Consider the following 20,216-nt stretch of genomic DNA (forward strand, 5'->3'; position numbering starts at 1 on the left):
ATTAGTCTAGATAACTATGAAAAATTTACTAAGAGCTATTTTAGCGGGTTGGGGAGCCAACAAAATTGGTGGAGGAAAATGTGGATGTATAGGAACTATCGTTGTCTTTCTAGTACTCTATTGGCTACTAGGATACGTCTTTGAAGTTTTCTAAACCTTCGCTGTTACCAAAACCACTTTTTGATCGTTGCAGTTTGTGGTGAAAAAAAGATAAGTAGTCCCACCATCCGATATTTTAAATGATTTTCGCAGTTCCTTTACTGAAATTGGAAAATTCCTAGTTGCAATATTGGCTTTATCAGGCAGTTTGGACCTTAACGCTTTTTTATGGTAGGGTAGAACCTCTAAAATTTCAAATTTTCTACCAGGGAATTCAATATGTTCAGAAGAAGTATAAAGGTGGGTATTTTGGTTAAGTTTATTTAGTCCCCACCGATGACTTATCGTTTTAAAGCCACCCGATTTCATTAAGGAAGAGTAAGGCTCATAGAGAAATTTATCCACAGCACCTACCTTTGTAACAGCATTAATTTCTTCAGTCGGGGCAAACTCTAACTTTAAATGTGGAGATCTAATTAAATCCTTCGCAATTATTTTTGGCTCCTTAATGAAACCTTTCTCTGTTACGAAAATAAGTTCCTTCATATCATTATCAATCGAAATACAATGCACCTCTTTAACCCCTTCAATAGACCTAATTACCTCTGTTACATCTAAAAGTGGAGAAGTTTTAATAACTAAAAGGGAGGTTTTACGCCAAATATCAGGCAATAAACCTATAACGTTAGGATAACAATCTTCTAATCTCACAATTTTGCCACGCTCACCATCCCTTCTTCCAGGATCTATATAAACCACATCAAATTTTCCGTAATCTTCAGATTCTAACATTGCTTCTGCCGATATATTTAAAATTTGAATATTAGGTCTATTCAATACAGAAAAATTGTGATTCACAATTTGTGAAAGTCCCTCATTTATTTCACAACCGAATACATGAGTAAATCTATTTGAAAAATAAAAATCATCAACTCCAAAACCAGAGGTTAAATCTAGAAGTGTTTTTCCCTCTACCAATTTACTTTTATAATCAGCTGTAAGTTCTGAGGAGCTTTGTTCTATATTCAATTTTGGCGGATAATATATCCCTTCTGTATTGTACCAGGTTGGGAGTTTTTCTCTTATCCTATTTTTTCCATCTATCTGCTCCACAATTTCTTGCATCGAGACATCCTCAAAAGGAGATTTTTGAAAAATTAATTCGCGGATATGGTCATTAAGGTGTTGATGGATAAATTCTTGAATCTCGCTATTTAACAGCAATAAATTCAATTTAGTTTAAGCCTCTTGTTAAGGTTCTAACCAATTTATTTTGCGGTAAAAATTCTTTAGCGATTACTTTTATAACAGTGTATGCAGGAACCGCTGCAATCATTCCAATAATCCCAAAAACAAGTCCTGCAATAATAATAACAAGGAATATTTCTAAAGGATGCGATTTTACACTTTTGGAAAAAATATAGGGCTGACTAAAGAAATTATCTACCAATTGGCCAATGGTAAAACCAATCATTACATAAATGGTTTTTGGCAGTATAACGGACGTAAAATCGAATTGAAGATTGCTAGACATGGTTAACAATACCATAAGAATCGCACTAATTAATGGGCCTAAATACGGGATAATGTTAATTACGGCACATAAAAATGCTATTACTACCGCATTTTCTATTCCAACAACAAGTAAGACGATAGTGTAAATAACAAACAGTATAGTAAGTTGCAGCAACAACCCTACAAAATACCGTGACAACAAATCCTTTATCATCGTCATGGATTTTCTCACTTTTAATACATTATGGTCTGGAACAAACATTAAAATGCCGTCTTCCATAACCCATGCGTCTTTAAGGAAGAAAAATGTTATAAACAGTACCGAAAAAAGGCCAATGCCAAAACTACCAAGTCCAGAAATAAAATTGTTCAAGAATTCTGGAATCATGCCATAATCCAAATTCTGCAGGAAATTAGTTTGGTTAAAATTGCTATGTGCAAGTTCATGATTAACATTCAGGAAATCCATTATTTGTAAATAGATTTGCTCAACGTTAGCTTCTAATTTTTCAATATCAAGTAGCGCTAAATTATGCCCTTGGTCGACAATTAAAGGCACAAACAAACTTATAATTCCTAAGAATATCCCCAAGAGTAGCACAATTGTTATAATAACTGCTAATAACTTATTAAATCTCAATTTTCTCCTTAGAAAGTAAACTAATGGTCTACCTATTAGGGATAGCACTCCAGCTATTACCAAATAACCGATCACCGATCTAATCTCATAAATAAAATAAAGTAAAATGGTTATGCCGGCTAATGTGAAAATGGCCGTTAATATCCCTTTGGCTATTGTTTTAGAATCCATTTAGTAAATATAAAAGCATTTTTTGAATTCCATTAATTTCCAATTATAAGAAACTACATTCCACTTGTAAGTCGTTTTACAAAACGATATTCAGAAAAGAATTCCTTTAATATTACTTTAATTGTAGTATAAAGTGGTACGGCTAAAATCATCCCTACAACACTAAACAATAATCCCCCAACAATGATAACAATAAAAATCTCTAGGGGATGGGATTTCACACTTTGACTAAATATAATTGGTTGAGAAATAAGATTGTCGAATAATTGCGCGATTGCAACACCAACCGCAACAATCATTAAAAGAGGCACCAACTCTGAACTGAAATCTGCACCGAGGTTGTTTGAAATAGTAACCAGCACCAAAACAGCAAAACCTAATAACGGTCCTAAATAAGGCACAATATTCAATGCGGCGCATATTAATGCGATTGCAAGGGCATTAGGTATTTCGAGATACATCAACAAGATTGTATAGAAAAATGTAATTATTAATGCCTGCAATACTAATCCTAAAAAGTATCTGGACAATAATTCTTTAACATCACCCATGATTGTTATAAATTTCTGCTCATTTCTTGGATGCGCAAACGCAGTAACAACATGAGTAACCAAATCTTCATCCTTGAGTAGAAAAAAGGAAATGAACACCACTGATAATAACCCCACTACAAAATTCCCTATTTTATCGAAAAAAATATCAACAAAATTTGGGATTAGCTCTGCATTAAAGTTTCGTACATAATCGGTACGTTTAATACCTTCTATAATGTTTATTTTCTCAACACCCAAATATTCACTCGCTTGAATGTTTAATTCATTTAAGTCCCGTTTTATTAATGCAAGATCTATATCCGCAATACTTTTGCTTTGCTCAATGATAATGGGAACAAAAATCCAGAGCATAACAACAATATACCCTATAAACAACATTAATGTTGCAAAAGCAGCTGCGGTATTATTGAAATGTAATCTTAATTTGAACCATGAAACTATAGGACGACCGATTAAGGCTACGACTGCAGCAATACCTATATAAAGTATCAAAGCGGAAATCTTGAAAAGGAATAGAAGTAACAGAATAATTCCCACTATTATCCCTATAGTCCTTAAATGACCTTTAGATATATTGTTGTAGTCCATAAAGTAAAGATATTGCAATAATAAGCAGAAGTGTTAAAGAAATTGTACGCCTTCAAAAAATTTTATTGCTTTAAAGCAGTAATAATTAACGTTTTCATCCTATTTCCTTAAACGGAACCTAACTCATAGAGTGCAATGGCGGTGGCAGAAGTAACATTCATGCTATAGTTTTTCCCTAACATTGGGATATAAATTATTGAATCGCATTCCTTTAGTATCTCATTTTCAATACCATCTTTTTCATTACCAACAATAAGAACAAGGTTGTTTGGATTTGGCACTTTAAAAGATTTTATAGGAATTGCCTCAGAGTTTAACTCAAGAGCAATTATGGACTTTTTATCAGATTTAAATTTTTGTATTAAATCCATTGTTGACTGAGCTAACTCCCAAGTTATGAATTGATGCGCATTACGTGAAACCTTTTTTACCTTTCGAGTATCTATACCAATATTACCAGTAAAAACCACCTTTTCAACATTGAAAGCATCAGCCAACCTAAGAAGTCCTCCTATATTCGCAGAATTAGTAATATTATGGCCTAACAGGATCAAATTAGGTTAACTCGTTAAGTTTAATGTTCGAAAGCGTATTTTAAGATATTAGCACCCATTTTCAATGCTTTCTCCCTTACCTCCTCTGGGTCGTTATGAACCTCGGGATCTTCCCACCCATCACCTAAGTCACTTTCATAGGTGAATAATAAAATAAGGCGCCCCTCGTGAAACAAACCTAATGCCTGTGGGCGTTTTCCATCGTGCTCATGAATTTTGGGTAATCCATTTGCAAATTGGAAAGGTGTTGAAAATATTTCATGTGAAGTTGGTAATTCTTTCAACTCCTGATCCGGGAAAACCTTTTTCAATTCACGCTCTAAATAAGGTTTTATGCCGTAATTGTCATCAATATGAATAAACCCTCCAGACAGCAAATAATCCCTTAAGTTCTGGGCATCATCTTCACTGAAAAATACATTTCCATGACCCGTCATATGCACAAATGGATATTGAAACAAGTCTTCACTTCCAACCTCGACCGTCTCTGGTTTCGCATCTAGTTTGCTGTCTATTTCGCTGTTGCAAAAGGAAATCAAGTTTTTTAAAGCCGTAGGGTTACTGTACCAATCGCCACCTCCTTTGTATTGCAACACAGCAATCTTTTGGCCAAAGGCGTTAATGTTTATCAACAAAAATGAAATAAGTATTAAGGGAAAGATTCGGCTCATAGTTCAAATGTAAACATTCTCGTTAATGCTTGTTCCAACTTTACGAATGTTTGATCTTATTGATTGATAAAATTTACACTATGACAGACCACAACACCTGCAGTTTCAGTCCTTAAGCGAGAATCGCCAAGACTTATAGGTTTACAACCTTTAGACAAGGCATTTTCAATTTCTTTTGTAGAGAAATCACCCTCAGGACCAATAAGTATTGTATAATTTTTAGAAGGTTCAACTACATGCTTTAACAATACTCTTTCCTGAGGTTCACAATGCGCGATTAGAACTTGGTTGCTTTTAAATAATTCCAATGCCTTCTGAAAATCAGTTAAATCGTTCAATTTAGGTTTATAGGACTTTAAAGACTGCTTCATCGCCGATTCTATAATTCGCTCACAACGGTCTATTTTTATAATTTTACGTTCGCTATTGTCACAAATGATTGGGGTTATTTCAGAAATACCAATTTCCGTAGATTTCTCCAAGAACCATTCAAAACGATCTATATTCTTGGTAGGAGCAATTAAAATATGGAGATAATAGGGCAGAGGTTGTTGCTCTACAACACTTACAATTTCTACTTCACATCTCTTAAAATCATTGGATATAAGCTTTCCTTCAAATATCAACCCTTCACCATTTGTAATATGGAGCGAGTCGCCAATACTCTTTCTCAAAACCTTTGCTATATGCCGACTTTCATCTTTATCAAAAACCAGATGCCTTGAATCACGCTTTAGGTCGCTATTATAGAACAATTGCATTGTAGTAAATTACTCTGTATAAATCCTATTTTCTTGTTCAGAAACCTGAATAAAAGTAGTGCGTTTGGTAAGTTCTTTTAATCGTTTCGCACCCACATAGGTGCAAGTACTGCGAATACCACCTAATATATCCTTTATTGTTTCCTCAACAGCACCACGGTAGGGTACTCTTACGGCCTTACCTTCACTTGCACGATAATCCGCAACTCCCCCTTGATGTTTGTCCATTGCGGTTTTGGAACTCATCCCATAGAATTCCTTATATGTATTGCCATTTACCTCAATTTGTTCACCACCGCTTTCATCATGTCCTGCTAACATACCACCTAACATTACAAAATCAGCGCCTGCACCAAAAGCCTTAGAAAGATCTCCTGGTACTGCACATCCACCATCACTTATTATTTGACCTCCTAAACCATGGGCCGCGTCAGCACATTCAATAATTGCTGAAAGTTGAGGATATCCTACACCGGTTTTAATCCTAGTGGTACAAACTGATCCTGGCCCTATACCTACTTTTATTAAATCCGCACCTGCAAGCAATAATTCCTCTACCATCTCACCTGTAACTACATTACCCGCCATTATGGTTTTGGATGGAAATTTTTCCCTAACCTTTTTTACAAAATCAACAAAGTGTTCTGAATAGCCATTTGCAACATCAATACAAATAAATTTTAATTGAGGAACCTGCTCTAATACCTGTTCTAGTTTTTTTAAATCTGATTTGCCAATACCGGTACTCACAGAAACATAGTCGAAAATTGATTCATTAGAGTTATCAGCAAAAAACTTCCATTCTTCTATTAAATAATGCTTGTGGATTGCAGTAAACATTTGATGTTTAGACAAAACTTTAGACATCTCAAACGTACCTACAGTATCCATATTAGCGGCCATGATTGGTATACCAGACCATGAAAATTTTGAATGCAAAAAAGTAAATTCTCGAACAAGACTAACCTCTGAACGACTTTTTAAAGTTGATCGTTTTGGTCTAATCATCACATCTTTAAATCCTAATTTTATGTCCTGTTCAATTCTCATGTTTACTTTTTATAACACAGCTATCATACTGATTTCCACATTAACGCTTTTCGGTAATCTGGAAACTTCCACCGTTTCTCTTGCAGGTGCTGTTTCCGACTTAAAATAGCGACCATAGACCTCATTGATACTTTTAAAATTATTCATGTCGCTAATAAATATTGAAGTCTTAACCACGTTTTCAAAAGTGGCATTGGCCTGATTTAAAATCGCTTTTAAATTTTCCATTACCTGTTCAGTCTCCTCAGTTATAGAATTAATCCTCAACTCCCCATTTTCTGGATCAAGGGCAATTTGCCCAGATATGAACAACATATTACCAGAAAGAACTGCCTGATTGTAAGGTCCGATTGGAGCTGGAGCTTCTGATGTTTGAATTATTTTTTTCATTGTAGTTATTGATTAGTTGATTTCTAAAGTTGCTGATCGCGTTCTCTACGCTTGTCGTATTTCAAATCCTTCAAGAATTGAGAACTGATACCAATAAAGAAGTTCCATTGCCCATATGTGCCAAAAGGAACCCATCTAAAACTCATCCTCCAGCTCATCAAATCACGTTCAAAATTTAATGTAGTAAAGGTAAAACCTTTATTTACCAAGTCATAACCAGAAGAAACGCCAACCCTCCAATTGGGAGAAAGTTCCACATCTCCAGAAAACATTAAGGAATGGGAAGAAATTTGATTTTGTCTTGCATTATTGGAATAATTAAGGGCATAGGCAATACGTAAATTCCAAGGTATAGCGTAATTGTAAAATTCCGATTTCGTTTCATCGTCCTTATCCTTATTCTTAAACGACTGACCCGTTATATCTAGAGGATCTCCAAAGAGGTCATCAGCCCTACCGCCACTTTGCACGGATTCTTCAATTGCCTCTTCGCTCATATCATCATCGCCACTCTTCTTAAAACTATTGTTGTTTAAAGAGTAACTCATGTTAAGACTTGCAGAAGTCATCCTAAACAAACTACCGCCATTATTGATGTTCAATTTATCTATTCTCCTATTATTATTATCTAAGGCGTATGGATCTAGTGTAGCACCAAAGTTGATACTCATTTTCTTCTTAAGGATTTGGGTACCACCAGACATTCTTATAGGTGAAATCCTCAATGAATCTGCAGCAAAATTATAAGCAGTGGAGAAATTTAAATTGTTTAAAATTGTAATCTTTTCAGGTTCTACTGAGGTTGAATCCTTAGATCTGACCTTGGCTTCAATATTGTTTCCAACGGAAATACCCATTGAACTTGAAAAATTCTGGGTTGGCGTCCCAAAAATGGATTGTTCAAATCTAGTATAATCTTCCAAAGTGGTGCCGTTGGCATCTATAATAGTGTAAGTATCATAATATTGATCAAAGGCTGGATTAATATTGTAAGAAATCGATGGTCTTATCACATGCCGAATTGCATGGATTTTCGGATCATTGTCATCCCGTTTAAAATTGAACATTCCATAAATGGTCGTTCCAACACTAGTACTGAAGTTATAAGTTCTGAAGCTATCAAATTCGTTTAATTCTTCAGTTACGACTTCTTCCTCTACGGGATCCCAATACTTCCTAATTGGATTAAGGGTCCAATTTTCTTCATAATTGGCACCAGCACTTACACTGAAATACTTAAATACTTTAAAGTTTGTGGATATCGGAATTGAATGCCTTGCTCCAACTCTAGCATCCTGGAACATTTCGCTCTTAAAAAATAAGGAATCAGTAGTCTGTATTCTGTTTTCTGCCCTTACATTGTATTGTAAATTAATATTCTGAAACAAACCTTTTTTAGACCCCACCTTCGGTGCAAAAGGGAATATTCTACTAACGCTACCTTGAAATGTTGGCAGAGTCATATTAATAATTTGGGTATTAGTGTTCTGTTGGTGAGTAGCAGTTAAATTGATATTTACCTGAGGTTCGCCTTGAAAAGTTCTAGAATACGACACCGAAGAGGATAGAGTGTTATTCAAGACATTTGATAGATTGGCTTGGCTTATTGATTGTTGGTAATAACGACTACTACCTAAGTTAACAGAAGCTGAAAATCTAGAATTTGGGTTAGATTTAGCATCTTGACTATGAGACCACCTAATATTGTAAAGTGTAGATTGTGAATAATCCGGAAAACCTCTTTCGCTACTAACAATCTTTTCATATCTAAAACCAAAACTTCCTCTAAATTTATATCGCCAAGCATAATTAGATTCAGCTTTTAACCCATAACTTCCATTAGTATAATAATCAGCCAAAATCGCCAAATCTGCATAATCACTTATGGCAAAATAATAACCTAAATTTTGCAGGTTATATCCACGATCGTTTGCAGTGTCCTCTCCAAAACTAGGAAGTAATATTCCAGATGTTTGCTTATTCGTCAAAGGGAAAAAAGCAAACGGTAGCCAAATTGGAGTAGGGACCCCATAAATTTCCATATTGGTTGATCCTACCACAATCTTTTTATCAGGGACTAATTTTATTTTAGACGCAATAAACTCATATTCAGGGTCATCTAAATTTTCTGAAGTAGTAAATCTTCCTTTTTCAAGAAAGTAAACAGAATCATTTTCTTTTTTGGTTTTAGGTGCAAATACATTGAATTCACTTTGTTCTGTCCTTGAATTAAAAACCAATGCTTTCTTAGAATCCGTATTGAAAATAATAGAATCGGGTTCAATTACATTAGCACCTTGCTTAAAGACTGGATGTTGGGAATATTCGCCAGAGGTATCCTTCAATCTACCTGCATACACCAAGTTCTTTTCATAATCTATTATAATGATACCAGAGGTAATTTCCATATCTTCATAGGAAACTTTTGCGTCATTATATAGTGTTATAGTCTTGGTTTTCTGATTGATTGCCGTATAATCGGTAGCACTATAATTAACAATACTGCTGAGAAGCCCCTTTTTCTTAGGAATTGAATCTGCAACAATCGTATCCGTTTCCTTTAAAGCTTCACCAATTTCCGGAATACTATCATTTTTAACAATTGTTGTGTCCTTTTCTACGTTAGGATTAATAGTTTGAATGCGCGGTGGAACATCCTGAGAATAGCCAGAAATGTTAATAAGTACTGTAAAACTTACCGTAAATACGAATTGTTTAAAGAGAGTGTGCAATTTCTTTAAATGTATTTTTGTAAACGTCTGGCTCGGTTTTTGAATTGCCAAAAGTACATATATTTTTGGTAGCCTTTTAATAGAATTCAAAAGTTTACCGCCCTAATCAAACTGTTAGTAAATAGACTTAACATTTATGAAAACGTATTTGATAAAGCCATTTGTATTTATCTCATTAATATTAACAACTTTTTACCTTTCTGCCTCAAATCCAAATAACCCTGATAACAAATTTGTAGTTGTTTTAGATGCGGGCCATGGAGGAAAAGATCCGGGAAGGCCAACAAATTTTGGCTATAAGGAAAAAGATATTGCCTTAAAGATAGTTCTTGAATTAGGAAAGAAACTACAAAAAGATCCTCAAATTAAAGTTATTTATACAAGAACCACTGATGTTTTTGTTGATCTCTTCGATAGGGGCAAAATTGCCAATAAAGCTGATGCGGACCTTTTTGTCTCAGTTCATTGCAATGCACATCACACACAAGCATATGGAACAGAGACTTATGTGTTAGGACTATCTAGAACCAAAACTAATTTTGAGGTAGCAAAGGCAGAAAATGAGGTAATTTATTTAGAAGATAATTACGAAGCTAAGTATGACGGTTTCGACCCTAACTCGCCAGAATCTTATATAGGTCTTACCTTGATGCAGGAGGAATATTTAGATCAAAGTATTCTGTTAGCCCGATTTATTGAAGATAATTTTTCTAACAACTTAAAGCGCAAGAGTAGAGGTGTTAAGTATGCCGGACTTATCGTATTACACCAAACATACATGCCAAGTGTTTTGGTGGAAACTGGTTTTATTACGAATAGATCAGAAGGTGATTTCTTAAATTCTAAACGAGGGCAGGACCAGATGTCGACTTCTATTGCTAATGCTATTTTCAATTACAAGAAACGAATCGATCAAAATGTGGGGACACACCTCGATGAAGTGATGCAAACCCAACGGCCTAAAATTATTGAAGAATCAGATGTTGTTTTCAAAATCCAAATTGCTGCTGGAAAGCGAAAGATACTAACCGAACCATCTAATTTTAAAGGGCTTACAGATGTAACTATGGAAGATAGTTCAGATTTCATAAGATATTACTACGGAAATACACCGGTATATTCTGAGGCTTTGCGCCTTCAAAAAGAAGCTAAAGCCAAAGGATACCCCTCATGTTTCATAGTAGCCTATAAGAATGGTGAAAAAATTGACGTTTCTGAGGCAAGAAAAAGCAGTTCCAATTAAAAATAATCTTAATATTTTTATACTTACTTTTGTTAGCAACCAAATTACTTGACCATTGAAGATCTCTAGAGAAGTAAAAACCGCAATCCTTGTAATCTCGGGGATTATTTTATTTATATATATCTACAATTTTCTGAAAGGGGATAACTTGCTAACATCGTCGAGAATTTATTACGCTTATTACGATAATGTGGAAGGTTTATCACCTTCAACCCCCGTTACAATTAATGGATTGAATGTAGGTAAGGTTCAGACAATTACATTTGACGAAGATGGATCTGGGAGGCTGCTTGTAAAAATGATTGTGGAAAACAATTTTAAATTTTCAGAAAATAGCACAGCTGAGCTATATGAAGCGGGATTAATTGGAGGTAAGGCTATTGCCATTGTTCCGGCTAACGACGGTGCTCCTGCTGCTAAAGATGAGGCCGTTTTGAAGTCTGAAATTAAGGCCGGTTTATCTGAATTAGTTAATAGACGGCTTACACCACTTCAAGAGAAGATTGAGAATACTATGGTAAGTGGAGATTCATTATTAACAAATTTCAACACAATATTTGATGATAACACCAAAAAGAATTTGCAAGATGCAATTGCCGAATTGAAACAAACTATAGTAGTGTTCAAGGAAATGGGAAATAGTGTTAATGCCTTAGTTTCTGCAAATGATGAAAAACTGGGCAGGACACTGGATAATTTTGAAAATGTCTCAAGTGATCTAGCACAAATCTCCGATTCTCTTGCGAGAGCTGACCTTGCAGGGACTTTAAAAGAATTACAAGGTGCCGTAGAAAATTTCAATCAATTATTGTCAAGTGTTAACAACGGGGAAGGATCTGTTGGAAAACTACTCAATGACGAAAAATTATATGCAAATTTAGAAGGTGCTTCTAAACAATTGGAAATGTTGTTGCAAGACATGAAACTTAATCCTAAGCGTTACGTCCATTTTTCACTTTTTGGTAAACGTCCAAAACCTTACGACGCTCAAGAAAATATGGAGGAAGATAGCCTACAGCTACAAAACTAATTAATGAATTATTTGCCGAACATATTATTTGCGATAGCCTTATTTGCAGGAATTGGATATTTCGTCTTCAATATTCGTAAACTCATTCGGAATATTGGGTTAGGAAAGCAGATTGAATTAGATAGCAATCCTTCCAAACGATGGAAAAATATGGCAATGATTGCCTTGGGTCAATCAAAAATGGTGAAACGCCCCGTCGCTGGTTTAATGCATATAATTGTATATGTAGGGTTCATAATAATTAATATTGAGGTTTTAGAGATAATAATTGATGGACTGTTTGGTACACACAGGGTTTTTAAATCGGCAGGAAGTTTGTATGGGGTTCTCATAGGTTTTTTTGAAATTCTTGCCTTATTGGTCCTTGTTGCGGTAATCGTTTTTTGGATTCGCCGAAACTTATTGAAACTGAAACGATTTTGGAAGCCAGAAATGAAAGGTTGGCCAAAAAATGATGCCAATTTCATCTTATATTTCGAAATGGTATTAATGGTTTTGTTTCTTGTTATGAATGCTACTGACACTTCATTTCAAGAAATGAATTCGGGGAACGTAGTTAGCAAACACATTGCCTCATTGTTTTCAGGTTTTACGGAATCCTCACTACACTTGATTGAAAGATCCGCTTGGTGGCTGCATATCTTAGGCATATTGGTATTTTTAAATTACCTGTATTTCTCTAAACATTTACACATCTTATTAGCCTTTCCTAATACCTATTATGGCAAATTAGAACCTAAAGGACAGTTTAATAATTTGCAGGCGGTTACAAACGAGGTTAAAATGATGATGGATCCAAATGTTGATCCATTTGCGACACCATCTGAAGAAGAACAAATGGCCATTCCTGAAAAATTTGGGGCTAGTGATATTACGGACCTTAGCTGGTTACAACTTTTAAACGCTTATACATGTACTGAATGTGGGCGATGCACCAGTGAATGTCCCGCTAATCAAACCGGTAAAAAGCTATCTCCAAGAAAGATAATGATGGATGTTCGGGATAGGACTGAAGAAATAGGTAAGCACCTAGATAAAGGCAGAAATGATTGGGAAGGCGATGATAAGCAATTATTGGACAACTACATCACAAGAGAAGAACTATGGGCTTGCACTACCTGCAATGCTTGTGTTGAAGCATGTCCAGTTAGCATCGACCCTCTATCCATTATACTCGAAATGCGACGATATCTTGTAATGGAACAATCTGCCGCTCCGACCGAATTAAATGGAATGATGACCAATGTTGAAAATAATGGTGCGCCATGGCCATATAATCAAATGGATCGCCTGAATTGGAAAAATGAAATGTAATGGATGTGAAGAAAAAATACAATCCTTTGCTTGTCATTTGGTTAATGATGGTATTTTTGCTTTTCGCGAATCAATATGGGTATGGCCAAATAGGTTATGCAAAAGATTCATTACAAATTAAGGTTTATACAGAAATTCAGTATAAGGAACATAAACCAACAGGTATAGAAGTAACTCACGTTTTTTGTGATTACTGTAATGATAAACAAAAAGAACACATTAAAAATATCGCCTGGGATTTAGCATTCAACGACAGATTTTCTCCTGAGAATGTCATTGAAGAGGGTAAAAAAAGATTGGCGATGTATATTAGGATACCAAAAGACAAATTTATATTAATGAAAGATGAACAGAGAAGACGCAGATAAATTATTGCACGATAAAGTCGAGGCTGGCGAAAAAGTAAGTCCAGTTTTGCCTGAGGGGGTTAAAAATTACCTTATCGATATAGATGGTACTATTACAGAAGATGTACCAAATGAGGAACCAGAACGAATGTTGACCTGCGAGCCATTTCCAGATGCTTTAGAAACATGTAATAAATGGTATGAAGAAGGACATATGATATGTTTCTTTACCTCTAGAACTGGAGCCCATAGGGAAGTAACAGAAAAGTGGCTTGACAAACATGGATTTAAATACCATAGTCTACTAATGGGTAAACCAAGAGGGGGAAATTACCATTGGATTGATAATCACTTGGTAAAAGCTACCCGTTATAATGGTAAATTCACTGATTTAGTCGAGAAAAAAATGACCATCCAGGTTTTTGATGATGGCCATCATGATCATTAAAATTAAGTGCAATTATGAGTGATAGCATCAAAATACCAACTATGGCAGAAATGTTTGCCGAAGGAAAACAACCAGATGTCTTATTTTGGGTAGGTTGTTCCGGTAGTTTTGATGATAGGGCAAAAAAAATCACTAAAGCTTTTATTAAACTCCTAGATAAGGCCAAAGTTAGTTTTGCTGTGTTGGGAACAGAGGAAAGTTGTACAGGTGATCCAGCAAAAAGAGCAGGTAATGAATTTTTATTTCAAATGCAGGCTGTAACCAATATTGAGGTTATGAATGCTTATGAAGTTAAAAAAATAGTTACTACCTGTCCGCATTGCTTCAATACATTAAAAAATGAATATCCCAGCTTAGGAGGAAACTATGAAGTGGTTCACCATACTCAGTTCTTAAAACAATTATTGTCCGACGGAAAATTGACCATACAAGGTGGAAAGTTTAAGGGCAAGCGTATTACTTTTCATGACCCATGCTACTTAGGTAGGGCCAACAACATTTATGAGGCACCTAGAGACCTGATTACCAAATTGGACGCAGAATTGGTTGAAATGAAAAATTGCAAGAGCAGAGGATTTTGTTGTGGTGCAGGTGGAGCACAAATGTTTAAGGAGCCAGAAAAGGGTGACACGGATGTAAATGTGGAAAGAACCGAGCAAGCCTTGGAAACACAGCCAAGTATTATCGCGGCTGCCTGTCCATTTTGTAATACCATGATGACCGATGGTGTAAAGGCGAAAAATGAAGAAAGCAATATCAAAGTCTATGATGTTGCTGAACTTATGGCAAGTGCAGAGGATTTATAAAATTACAGTATGTTAGTTGAGTTTGAACAATTACCAGAGGAAGCCAGACTTTGGATTTACCAATCAAATAGGCCATTTACAGAACAAGAACTAGAGGAAATAAAACCTTCCATTGAAAATTTCCTGACAACATGGACGGTACATGGCGCTGATCTATTAGCAGGTTATCTTATTAAATATAAGCGTTTTATTATAATTGGCTTAAATCAGGACTTGAATAAAGCAAGTGGATGTTCCATTGATGCATCCGTAAGGTTTATTCAAGAACTAGAGAAAAAATATGGAGTCGATTTAATGGATAAGATGAACGTTACTTTTAAGCAAGGAGAATTTATTGCTTACAAGCCTCTGACTGATTTTAAACTGATGGCAAAAAACAAATCGGTTTCTGGAAACACAGTCGTGTTTAATAATCTTGTTGTAAACAAAGCTGATTTTGAAGAGAATTGGGAAGTGCCCGCTTCAGAAAGTTGGCATTCAAGATTTATTAAATAGAAAAGATTATTCGGTTAATTACTTCTTTATAAAAGTATCCTAAAGTCTTTTATACTTACTTCTATTTATACTAATTTGGCACGATTTTATCTGCTAAATTTAAAGATCCGCTTATTTATGTTAAGGAGAATCACCCTCATTTCTATTATAACTTTATATACCATTTGTTCTGCAAAAGCCCAGAACAATCCACTTGTCACAGAAGATGAAGCCGCCCAGAATCAATGGGTAGATAGTCTCTACAATTCTATGACCCTTGAAGAAAGAATAGGGCAGTTATTCATGGTTCAAGTTTTTTCTAACAAGGATGCTGTACATGAGGAGCAAATTGCCAAATTGATAAAGGAAAATCATATTGGCGGTTTAATTTTTTCATTGGGTGGTCCTTACAGACAAGCAAAATTAAATAACAAGCTACAGTCAATGTCTAAAGTTCCACTTTTGGTTGGGATGGATGCAGAATGGGGACTTAGCATGAGGTTAGATTCTACCTTTGCTTATCCATGGAATATGACTTTGGGTGCCATAAAGGATGAAAAATTAATTGAAAAAACTGGATTTCAAATTGGTAAACATTGCAAAAGATTAGGGGTTCATTTTAACTTTGCTCCTGTTGTAGATATAAATACAAATCCTAAAAACCCAATCATAGGGAATAGGTCCTTTGGGGAAGATAGGGATGCCGTTACTGAAAAAGCACTTGCCTTTATGGAAGGAATGCAAAAGGCTGGTGTTCTGGCAAACGCTAAACATTTTCCCGGTCACGGTGACACGGATTCAGATTCCCACAAAACCTTACCGACTATACATTTTAATGCAAAAAGGATTGATTCTGTGGAGTTGTACCCCTATAGAGAATTAATTAAAAAAGGACTGTCCAGTGTAATGGTTGCGCATTTAAATGTGCCTGCGATGGAAAGTCGAGCCGGATATCCGTCTTCCATATCTAAAAACATAGTAACAAATGTGCTGCTCGACAGTTTGAAGTTTCAGGGTCTAGTTTTTACAGATGCCCTGGGGATGAAAGGCGCATCTAACTTTTCTCAGCCAGGTGATATCGATTTAGCAGCATTTGAAGCAGGGAACGACGTATTGTTAATGTCTGAAAATGTACCATTATCGATCGAAAAAATTTCAAATGCAATTAAGGCAGATCAAATTTCTGAAGAAAGGTTAGCTCGAAGTGTAAAGAAAATATTGATGGCCAAATATAAGGTTGGCCTAAACAATTATGAACCCATAATACTCGAAGGTCTTGGTAAAGACCTAAATACTCTTGAAGATAATTTGTTAAATGAGGAATTATTTGAAAATGCCATAACGGTTCTAAAAAATCAAAATGATATATTACCCCTTAGGGATTTAGAAAAAAAGAAGATTGCTTACGTTTCCTTCGGTGATGATACCGGCACTCCATTTTTTACAGAATTAAAAAAATATACCAAAGTCCATGGAATAAAGGGTGAAAAACTAGATGATGTTTTGGGGAAATTAAGCAACTATAATACTGTTATTATTGGGTTGCATAGATCTAACGATACCCCTTGGAAGGCTTATCAATTCACTGATAAGGAATTGGTATGGTTATACGAAATTGCTAGGCTTAAAGACGTAATTCTTACCGTATTTACGAGACCTTATAGTCTAAATGACTTAAAAAGTATAGAAAATATTGAGGGTATTGTTTTAGCTTATCAAAATAGCAAGGTCGCTCAGCAAAAAACCGCCCAATCCCTTTTTGGGGGTATAGCTTCCAAAGGTTGCACTCCTGTCTCAATAGGAAACTATTTTAAACCAGGTGATGGTTTAACCACCAATGCCCTAAAGGTTTTAACCTATGGTATCCCTGAAAGTGTTGGAATGTCGTCTATTGCTTTTGAAAAGGTAGATAGTGTCGCAAAATATGCTGTGACTAATAAGATGACACCTGGAATACAGTTATTAGTAGCCAGAAAAGGAAAGGTAATATTTGAAAAAAACTACGGATATCATACCTATGACAATAAGGAACCAGTAAAAAGTGAAGACCTTTACGACGTTGCATCATTAACTAAAATTTTAGCAACCTTACCGTTACTGATGGAATTAGTGGATAAAGGTGAAATCTCTTTGAACTCAACCCTTTCAGAATTACTTCCAGAGTACCATGGGTCTAATAAAGCAAACATAACTTTGAAAAGTATGTTATCCCATTATGCTCGTTTAAAGCCTTGGGTTCCCTTTTACGTGGCTACTTTAGACAGCATATCAGGAAAACCATCCGCAGACTATTACCGAAGAACCGAAAGTGATAAATTTCATATTAAGGTTGCGGAAAATTTATACCTACGAACTGATTATCCAGACAGTATTCAAAAAATTATTCGGGATAATGATTTATTGCCAAAATTGAGCTATCGATACAGTGATTTACCGTATTATATTCTCAAGTCTTATTTAGAAAGGTATTATGGGAGAGGATTGGATAAATTAATACAAGAACATTTCTATCACTCTTTAGGAGCCAATTATACGACCTATAACCCTTCTGAGATATTTAGTAATACTCAAATTGTTCCATCAGAAGAGGATAATTATTATAGGTTTCAACGAATTCAAGGTTACGTTCATGACATGGGTGCTGCTATGCAGAATGGTGTAGGCGGCCATGCTGGTATTTTTTCTAATGCTAACGATGTGGCTAAAATTATGCAGATGTATCTCCAAAAGGGATTTTATGGTGGAAAGCGCTATTTTAAACCAGAAACTCTTGAGTTGTTTAACACCTGTTACTACTGTTCTCAGCAGAACAGAAGAGGAATTGGCTTTGATAAGCCTCAGTTAGGAGACAAGGGTCCAACCTGCGGTTGTGTCTCGCCTACAAGTTTTGGTCATTCCGGTTTTACGGGCACATATACTTGGGCAGACCCAGAGGATGAAATAGTTTACGTATTTTTAGCTAACAGAACTTATCCTTCCGCTGAGCAAAATATTTTACTTAGGGAAAATATTAGAACTGAAATTCAACGCCTAATTTATGAGGCAATAATAGAGTAAAATGCGAATAGGAATTGTTTGTTATCCGACATTTGGAGGTAGTGGTGTTGTTGCCACAGAATTGGGTCTTGAATTAGCCAAAAAAGGGCATCATATTCATTTTATAACGTATAGTCAACCTGTTCGTTTAGAATTATTAAGCCATAATGTTCATTATCATGAAGTTAATGTTCCAGAATACCCCTTATTTCACTACCAGCCTTACGAATTAGCCCTTTCAAGCAAATTAGTAGACATGGTGAAGCTTCATAAAATTGAAATTCTCCATGTACATTATGCTATTCCTCATGCGTATGCGGCCTATATGGCTAAGAAAATGTTACAAGAAGAAGGAATCTATATACCAATTGTAACAACACTTCACGGAACAGATATAACCTTAGTCGGAAGTCACCCATTTTATAAACCGGCGGTAACTTTCAGTATCAATAAATCAGATGCCGTTACTTCCGTTTCACAAAGTTTAAAGGAAGACACCTTACGCCTTTTTGATATTAAGCGAGAAATTGAAGTGATTCCAAATTTTATAGATTTAGATAAATACAAATTTCTCTTCACAGATTGTCAGCGGGAAATGATGGCAAACGAAAAGCAGAAGATCATTACTCATATAAGTAATTTTAGAAAGGTAAAGCAAATACCAAATATTATAAGGATATTCAACAATATCCAAAAAAAGATGCCAGCTAAATTATTGTTGGTTGGTGAGGGACCAGAGCGGGAAGGAGCTGAAAAATTATGTGAAGATCTAGGAATAGCCGAAAAGGTTATTTTCCTAGGCAATAGTAATGAAATTGATAAAATACTATGTTTTAGCGATTTGTTTTTACTACCGTCTTTAACCGAAAGTTTCGGACTTGCCGCTTTAGAGGCAATGGCTTCAGGTGTTCCAGTTATTTCTAGTAATTCTGGAGGAATACCAGAATTAAATGAACACGGTGTTTCAGGATTCTTAAGTAATCCCCACGATATTGAAGACATGTCTAAAAATGCTATTTATATTCTGGAGGATGAGGCAAGATTGAAAAAATTTAAAAAGCAAGCAAAGGAGGTAGCTAACAGGTTTGATCTACACAATATCGTACCTCTTTATGAGAAAATTTATTTAAAAACGCTAAAGTCTTCTTATAGCATGAATTAAAAAAACCACCGTATCGGTGGTTTTTTATTTATTGAATGTCCAGACTGTCTAAAATTGATAACGTATACCTAATGCAATATCAAAATCGAGATCATCCCTGTAGTTTCCAAAACCTAATTCAGGCCTAAAGTCTAATGACAACATTAATGGAATGTCAAAGTTGTATTCAATTCCAATGTCACCAGCCACAAATAAAAAGGTTTCAGAATCATCCCCGTCATAACCAGGATAATCATCATCGAAACTATAACTACCTAAACCACCACCTGGGCCAACATACCAGTTGAAACCACCATCTATGTTCCACACCCAGTGATAAAGACCTGCAAGCTTAAATCCATCCCAGTTCTTACCAGATCTCCAACCAAGGTCAATTTCTAACCTGTTATTGTCAGATAATGCACGCTGATATGAAACTTCTGCACCAAAACCATCACTATCACCAAGTCGTAATCCAATGGCGTTGTCTGCAATTACCTGTGCGTTAGACATGGTTACATAACCAAAAAATACACAGATTATTAATACTACTCTTTTCATAAAATTTAAGTTTAAGTTTACACAAAAATACAATTCTTATTAACTTATATTAATCCATATAAGTAATAAACTTTAATTATTCATTCTGTAG

Annotated in this window: 20 protein-coding genes; 10 read left to right on the top strand and 10 right to left on the bottom strand. The window is 35.3% G+C overall.

The window, feature by feature from the left end:
- The first annotated feature begins 16 nt into the window (after positions 1 to 16).
- Positions 17 to 154 carry a hypothetical protein gene (locus ISU00_RS14915; RefSeq protein WP_228851470.1) on the top strand — a complete coding sequence of 46 codons (138 nt, stop codon included), beginning with the start codon at positions 17 to 19 and terminating at the stop codon, positions 152 to 154.
- Here the strand turns inward: ISU00_RS14915 and ISU00_RS14920 are convergent.
- From ISU00_RS14920 to ISU00_RS14960, 9 genes are all read right to left on the bottom strand, one after another.
- Complete coding sequence (locus ISU00_RS14920; protein WP_228851471.1) at positions 151 to 1,323, bottom strand: class I SAM-dependent methyltransferase; 1,173 nt, start codon at positions 1,321 to 1,323, stop codon at positions 151 to 153. The genes ISU00_RS14915 and ISU00_RS14920 overlap by 4 nt on opposite strands.
- A gap of 10 nt (positions 1,324 to 1,333) precedes the next feature.
- A complete protein-coding gene (locus ISU00_RS14925; RefSeq protein ID WP_228851472.1) occupies positions 1,334 to 2,425 on the bottom strand; it encodes an AI-2E family transporter in 1,092 nt (363 codons plus the stop codon).
- Between the two features lie 53 nt (positions 2,426 to 2,478).
- The gene (locus ISU00_RS14930) at positions 2,479 to 3,567 is read right to left on the bottom strand and encodes an AI-2E family transporter (RefSeq protein WP_228851473.1); all 1,089 of its coding nucleotides are present in this window, start codon (positions 3,565 to 3,567) and stop codon (positions 2,479 to 2,481) included.
- A gap of 107 nt (positions 3,568 to 3,674) precedes the next feature.
- Positions 3,675 to 4,121 (bottom strand): TrmH family RNA methyltransferase, encoded by a 447-nt coding sequence (locus ISU00_RS14935; protein WP_228851474.1) that lies wholly within the window; start codon positions 4,119 to 4,121, stop codon positions 3,675 to 3,677.
- A gap of 20 nt (positions 4,122 to 4,141) precedes the next feature.
- Positions 4,142 to 4,792: a DUF4159 domain-containing protein gene (locus ISU00_RS14940; RefSeq protein WP_228851475.1), complete on the bottom strand. Its 651-nt coding sequence runs from the start codon at positions 4,790 to 4,792 to the stop codon at positions 4,142 to 4,144.
- Positions 4,793 to 4,848: 56 nt separating this feature from the next.
- The gene (locus ISU00_RS14945) at positions 4,849 to 5,553 is read right to left on the bottom strand and encodes a 16S rRNA (uracil(1498)-N(3))-methyltransferase (protein ID WP_228851476.1); all 705 of its coding nucleotides are present in this window, start codon (positions 5,551 to 5,553) and stop codon (positions 4,849 to 4,851) included.
- Between the two features lie 9 nt (positions 5,554 to 5,562).
- Positions 5,563 to 6,603 carry a GMP reductase gene (gene guaC, locus ISU00_RS14950; protein ID WP_228851477.1) on the bottom strand — a complete coding sequence of 347 codons (1,041 nt, stop codon included), beginning with the start codon at positions 6,601 to 6,603 and terminating at the stop codon, positions 5,563 to 5,565.
- 9 nt (positions 6,604 to 6,612) lie between these two features.
- Positions 6,613 to 6,993, bottom strand: a complete 381-nt coding sequence (locus ISU00_RS14955; RefSeq protein WP_228851478.1) for a RidA family protein — start codon at positions 6,991 to 6,993, stop codon at positions 6,613 to 6,615.
- A gap of 23 nt (positions 6,994 to 7,016) precedes the next feature.
- The gene (locus ISU00_RS14960; RefSeq protein ID WP_228851479.1) at positions 7,017 to 9,776 is read right to left on the bottom strand and encodes a putative LPS assembly protein LptD; all 2,760 of its coding nucleotides are present in this window, start codon (positions 9,774 to 9,776) and stop codon (positions 7,017 to 7,019) included.
- Positions 9,777 to 9,861: 85 nt separating this feature from the next.
- On the opposite strand from ISU00_RS14960, the gene ISU00_RS14965 reads away from it, so the two are divergent.
- From ISU00_RS14965 to bshA, 9 genes are all read left to right on the top strand, one after another.
- A complete protein-coding gene (locus ISU00_RS14965) occupies positions 9,862 to 10,968 on the top strand; it encodes an N-acetylmuramoyl-L-alanine amidase family protein (RefSeq protein WP_228851480.1) in 1,107 nt (368 codons plus the stop codon).
- A 55-nt stretch (positions 10,969 to 11,023) separates the two neighbouring features.
- On the top strand, positions 11,024 to 11,998 hold the full coding sequence (locus tag ISU00_RS14970; protein ID WP_228851481.1) for an MlaD family protein: 975 nt from the start codon (positions 11,024 to 11,026) through the stop codon (positions 11,996 to 11,998).
- Positions 11,999 to 12,001: 3 nt separating this feature from the next.
- Positions 12,002 to 13,312, top strand: a complete 1,311-nt coding sequence (locus ISU00_RS14975; protein ID WP_228851482.1) for a (Fe-S)-binding protein — start codon at positions 12,002 to 12,004, stop codon at positions 13,310 to 13,312.
- Positions 13,312 to 13,680, top strand: coding sequence for a hypothetical protein (locus ISU00_RS14980; RefSeq protein WP_228851483.1), 369 nt, complete (start codon positions 13,312 to 13,314; stop codon positions 13,678 to 13,680). The genes ISU00_RS14975 and ISU00_RS14980 overlap by 1 nt, the downstream gene beginning before the upstream one ends.
- The gene (locus ISU00_RS14985; RefSeq protein ID WP_228851484.1) at positions 13,658 to 14,107 is read left to right on the top strand and encodes an LNS2 domain-containing protein; all 450 of its coding nucleotides are present in this window, start codon (positions 13,658 to 13,660) and stop codon (positions 14,105 to 14,107) included. Before ISU00_RS14980 ends, ISU00_RS14985 begins: the two co-directional genes overlap by 23 nt.
- A 14-nt stretch (positions 14,108 to 14,121) precedes the next feature.
- Complete coding sequence (locus ISU00_RS14990; RefSeq protein WP_228851485.1) at positions 14,122 to 14,913, top strand: (Fe-S)-binding protein; 792 nt, start codon at positions 14,122 to 14,124, stop codon at positions 14,911 to 14,913.
- A 9-nt stretch (positions 14,914 to 14,922) separates the two neighbouring features.
- A complete protein-coding gene (locus tag ISU00_RS14995; RefSeq protein ID WP_228851486.1) occupies positions 14,923 to 15,408 on the top strand; it encodes an ABC transporter ATPase in 486 nt (161 codons plus the stop codon).
- Positions 15,409 to 15,525: 117 nt separating this feature from the next.
- Positions 15,526 to 18,444 carry a glycoside hydrolase family 3 N-terminal domain-containing protein gene (locus tag ISU00_RS15000; RefSeq protein WP_228851487.1) on the top strand — a complete coding sequence of 973 codons (2,919 nt, stop codon included), beginning with the start codon at positions 15,526 to 15,528 and terminating at the stop codon, positions 18,442 to 18,444.
- 1 nt (position 18,445) lies between these two features.
- Entirely contained in the window at positions 18,446 to 19,585 is a 1,140-nt protein-coding gene (bshA, locus tag ISU00_RS15005) for an N-acetyl-alpha-D-glucosaminyl L-malate synthase BshA (protein WP_228851488.1), read from the top strand.
- Positions 19,586 to 19,633: 48 nt separating this feature from the next.
- Here bshA and ISU00_RS15010 read toward each other — a convergent pair whose 3' ends face one another.
- Positions 19,634 to 20,125 carry a hypothetical protein gene (locus ISU00_RS15010; protein WP_228851489.1) on the bottom strand — a complete coding sequence of 164 codons (492 nt, stop codon included), beginning with the start codon at positions 20,123 to 20,125 and terminating at the stop codon, positions 19,634 to 19,636.
- Positions 20,126 to 20,216: the final 91 nt, after the last annotated feature.

This window comes from Aegicerativicinus sediminis (assembly GCF_015476115.1).
Classification (GTDB): Bacteria; Bacteroidota; Bacteroidia; order Flavobacteriales; family Flavobacteriaceae; genus Aegicerativicinus; species Aegicerativicinus sediminis.